At 70.2% G+C, this 4,282-nt stretch carries 3 protein-coding genes and 1 pseudogene; 1 reads left to right on the top strand and 3 read right to left on the bottom strand.

Going from position 1 to position 4,282, the window contains the following annotated elements; translation table 11 throughout:
- The 3 genes and pseudogenes from D7Y15_RS42470 to D7Y15_RS42480 form a co-directional block, all read right to left on the bottom strand.
- A pseudogene (locus D7Y15_RS42470) lies at positions 1–474 on the bottom strand (glucans biosynthesis glucosyltransferase MdoH); the annotation flags it as partial.
- Positions 475–521: 47 nt separating this feature from the next.
- On the bottom strand, positions 522–1,037 hold the full coding sequence (locus D7Y15_RS42475; protein WP_120600297.1) for a hypothetical protein: 516 nt from the start codon (positions 1,035–1,037) through the stop codon (positions 522–524).
- Complete coding sequence (locus tag D7Y15_RS42480; RefSeq protein ID WP_233605306.1) at positions 1,025–2,524, bottom strand: glucan biosynthesis protein; 1,500 nt, start codon at positions 2,522–2,524, stop codon at positions 1,025–1,027. The genes D7Y15_RS42475 and D7Y15_RS42480 overlap by 13 nt, the downstream gene beginning before the upstream one ends.
- Before the next feature lie 549 nt (positions 2,525–3,073).
- Here D7Y15_RS42480 and D7Y15_RS42485 point away from each other — a divergent pair.
- Positions 3,074–4,282 (top strand): DEAD/DEAH box helicase (locus D7Y15_RS42485; protein WP_233605305.1); only part of this gene is annotated, 1,209 nt, incomplete at its 3' end.

A 4,282-nucleotide genomic window follows, 5' to 3' on the forward strand; every position in this document is an offset into this window, starting at 1 on the left:
GCACAGCTCCGACCACGCCAGCTCCTCCGCCACCCACGACTCCGCCCGCGTGGAGTCGCTCAGCACGTAGAAGTCGAACGCGTCCAGCTGCCCCGTCGCGGCGATGGACTCATACGTGGCCTGCACGTGCGCGAACACGGCGGACGGGTCCTCGTTGTAGACGGGCATCACCACCGCGGTGCGGCGCGTGAGTGGACCGGCCGCCTCCTCCTCGGTGGGCCAGCGCAGCCCCGGCACCCGCTGGTTCGCCACCAGCTGGATGAAGCCGGCCACGCCGCTCCAGAACGACAGGGCAATCCACGCGAAGCACACCGCGAACAGGCCCAGCACGAACAGCTCCGGCACCGTGGTGCCGTGAGCCGCGAGCAGCCGGTGCATCTCCACGGAGGCGAAACCGGTGGACAGGGCCGCCAGGCCCAGCACCATCACGCGACGGGGCCGCGCCAGGGCCGGAGTGTAGGGTTGGGCGTTCATGCGGACTCCGGGCTCCCGTGCGGCTTCGCTGTGTGTGAGGTGCGCGCCTAGCGCGACGGCGACACGCCCGCCTGGCCGGCGGCGGGACGCAGCCAGCGGCGCAGCATGTCCATGAAGGGATTGAGCACGAGCACCTGCTCGCGCATCTGGCAGGGCACCTCCGCCGGAGCGGACATGGGCACTGCTTCACACACCGCGCGGCGCCAGGCCTCCGGCAGCGAGGACGGAGCGCGCATCAGCACGTCCGCACCCCAGCGCGCGCCGCCCACCAGCACGAACGCGGCCCGGCCGCGCACCATCAGCGACGGCCCCACGTGCGACGGCCCCAGCACCTCCGCCAGCCAGCCCTCCACGCGCCACCGCGCGAGCGCCAGCGCGGCCTCCGGCGACAGGGACAGCTCACGCGTGCCCAGGACCCAGCCCGCCAGCTTCTCCAGGTCGTTGCGGCCGGTGAAGCCGAAGTCCTGGAAGAAGCTCACCAGCGCCGCGCGGGTGTCCGCGCGGGCCTCCTGGGGCATCGCGGGCGCGAAGGTGATGAACGGGTGCGTGGTCACGGAATCCACAGGTAGCTCCAGGTCTCGGTGAGGGTCTCGGAACCGCGTTTCAGGAAGCAGCGCAGCTCGACGGGGCCTTCTCCGTCGGGCATGAGTTCGAAGGCCGCGCGGAAGCCACCCGTGACGGCGTGAACCTCCGCGCGCGGGTGCAGCACCTGGCCGCGGGAAGCGGTGACGACCGCCTCCACGGGACCCGTGCCCTCCACACTGGCCTTCGTGAAATCGAGGACGAAGCGACGCGCCCCCGGCTTGCTGCCCGCCGCGACACGCGTCGCCGCGACGGTGGAACCTCCGGCCTTCGCGCCCTCGGGGGAGAAGCCCCAGGACAGCCGGTAGGAGAAGCGAAGGTGTGCACCCGCCTGCACCGGTGCATCCGGCACCCAGAAGGCCACGATGTTGTCGTGGATCTCTTCACGGGTGGGCAGCTCCACGAGCCGCACGGAGCCCGCGCCCCAGTCACCCACCGGCTCCACCCAGGCGCCCGGACGACGCTCGGAGTGCGCCTCCAGGTCCTCATAGCTGGTGAACGCCTGGTCGCGCTGCAACAGGCCGAAGCCCGACAGCCCGTCCGTGTGGAAGCTGCTCGTCTGGATCTGCTTCGGGTTCTTCAAGGGGCGCCACAGCTTCTCGCCGTTCTTCGTCCACACGGAGATGCCGTCGGAGTCGTGCACCTCCGGGCGGAAGTCGTCGAAGTCGCCCCGGTCGTTCTCTCCAAAGAGGAACATGCTGGTGAGCGGCGCCACGCCCAGCTGGCGCACCGCCTTGCGCGCGAACACCGTGGAGTCCACGTCCATCACGGTCCGCTCACCGGGGCGGATGGCGAAGCGATACGCGCCCGTGACGCTGGGGCTGTCCATCAGCGCGTGCACCACGACGGTGTCGGAGCCCTTCGCCGGCGTCTCCAGCCAGAACTCGCGGAACGTGGGGAACTCCTCGCCCCCCGGCTGCGCCGTGTCGATGGCGAGCCCGCGCGCGGACAGGCCGTACACGTTGCCCTTGCCCAGCGCGCGGAAGTAGCTGGCGCCCAGGAAGACCACCAGCTCGTCGTAGTAGTCCTTGGTGTTGAGCGGCGCGTTGAGGCGGAAGCCCGCGAAGCCGTTCACCTTGCCCTTGGGCGGCGTGCCCACCAGGGGGCCGTAGGTGAACTGCTCCGTGGAGAACGGGACCGGGCGCGCCTTGCCGCCCTCCACCACGTTCACGCCCACAGGACGGGTGTAATAAAAACCGGGGTGGAAGAACTGCGCCCTGAAAGGAAGCGCCTCTTCACGCCATAGCGACGCGGAGTCGCGGAAGCGGATGTCCCGGTATTGATCGTAGGTGAGCTTCTCGAAGGACGGGGGCACGCCGACAGGCGGCTCCTGGTACGGCTTCGCGGCCAGCGCGCGGGCCTTCTCCTCCACCGTCTGGGCGGAGAATCCGGAGGCCTTCGCCGTCCCCGCCTTCGGCTGCTGGGCGCACGCCAGCGCCGCCACGCACAGCCCCATCCCCCAGGCCATCCCCACCGTCTGTCGCTGCCACCGCTTCAAATCCCGCTCCTCACCAGGGTCCACCGCCCGCACCAGTACGGCGCGACGCGGCAAAGGCTAGCAACGGGCATGCCAGTCGGCAGGGGCTGGGGAATTTCCCAATCATTCCAAGGACCTGCCCAAAACGGGCCTCCGTCACTTCCTTGCAACACCAATGATTTCGGCGGCTTGAGAGGGCGCTGAGAGAGGGGGCTGGCGGCGCCTGGAATGGAGGGTTGTGGACGATGGGGGCAGGCGGCCAACAGCCCTGTCCGAAATCTCCACAGCGGTCGGGGGCAGGCGGGCGGGGAGGATTTCCCGGGACATTGCCTCCCGTTGCAGGCAGTGTGGCCGGGCCCTGGGCGGCACCGGGAATCGTTCCGGAGGCTCAGGGGTTCCAAGTCGTTCGCAGGTGCCTCGGGCCGCTGATTGGCCTGACCGCGTACCGCCAGGCGCCCCCGCAATACCGCGAGAGGGCGCGCTGCGCGGTCGGTCCCCCGCCTGAGGGGGAGTGCGCCGACCCTACTCATGCGGGATTTCATGACTTTTGACGAACTGCAGTTGACCGATTCGCTCCTCAAGGCCGTCAAGGCGGAGGGCTACACCACGCCGACGCCCATCCAGGCGAAGGCGATTCCCCATGCCCTGGCGGGCAAGGACGTGTTGGGCGTGGCCCAGACGGGCACGGGCAAGACGGCGGCGTTCGCGCTGCCCATCCTCCAGCGTCTGTCGGCGAAGGCGCCCGCGGGCGGCGCGCGTCCGGTGCGTTGCCTGGTGCTGACGCCCACGCGCGAACTGGCCAGCCAGGTGAGCGACAGCTTCGTCACCTATGGCAAGAACCTGCCCCTGCGCCACGCGGTGGTGTTCGGCGGCGTGGGCCAGAATCCTCAGGTCCAGGCGCTGCGCCAGGGCGTGGACATCCTGGTGGCGACGCCGGGGCGCCTGTTGGATCTCATCGACCAGGGGTTCGTGACCCTGCGCGCGCTGGAAGTGTTCGTGCTGGATGAGGCGGACCGCATGCTGGACATGGGGTTCATCCACGACGTGCGGCGGGTCATCAAGGTGCTGCCGCAGGTGCGCCAGACGCTGTTCTTCAGCGCGACGCTGCCGCCGGACATCATGGACCTGGCGCGCAACATCCTGAAGGAGCCGGTGCGCGTGGAGGTGTCTCCCGCGTCCAGCACCGCGGAGACGGTGAGCCAGCAGGTGTACTTCGTGGAGCGCGAGGAGAAGCGCGCGCTGCTCACGCACCTGCTCCAGGACGCGAAGGCGATTCCGCGCGCGCTGGTGTTCACGCGCACGAAGCACGGCGCCAACCGCGTGGCCAAGCAGCTGACGGCGGCGGGCGTGCGCGCGGATGCCATCCACGGCAACAAGAGCCAGAACGCCCGCGAGCGCGCGCTGGACGAGTTCCGCGCCGGCACCCTGCGCGTGCTGGTGGCCACGGACATCGCGGCGCGCGGCATCGACATCGACGGGCTGTCGCACGTGTTCAACTACGACCTGCCCAACGTGCCGGAGCAGTACGTGCACCGCATCGGCCGCACGGGCCGCGCGGGCGCCAGCGGCCAGGCCGTGTCCTTCTGCGACTCCGAGGAGCGCGCGTACCTGCGCGACATCGAGCGCACCATCCGCCGCAGCGTGCCGGTGGTGGCGGACGCCGCGTTCCGCTCGCACCTGCCCCCTCCCCTGCCCGGTGACGTGGAGGAGAGCCGTCCTCCGATGAACCGCGGTGGCCGGGGCCAGTCG

The organism is Corallococcus sp. AB030 (assembly GCF_003668965.1).
GTDB lineage: Bacteria > Myxococcota > Myxococcia > Myxococcales > Myxococcaceae > Corallococcus > Corallococcus exiguus.

What these genes read in the sequence shown, in the direction of transcription:
- D7Y15_RS42480 (WP_233605306.1), bottom strand. Translation starts at nt 2,524, where the DNA reads ATGGCCTGGGGGATGGGGCTGTGCGTGGCGGCGCTGGCGTGCGCCCAG.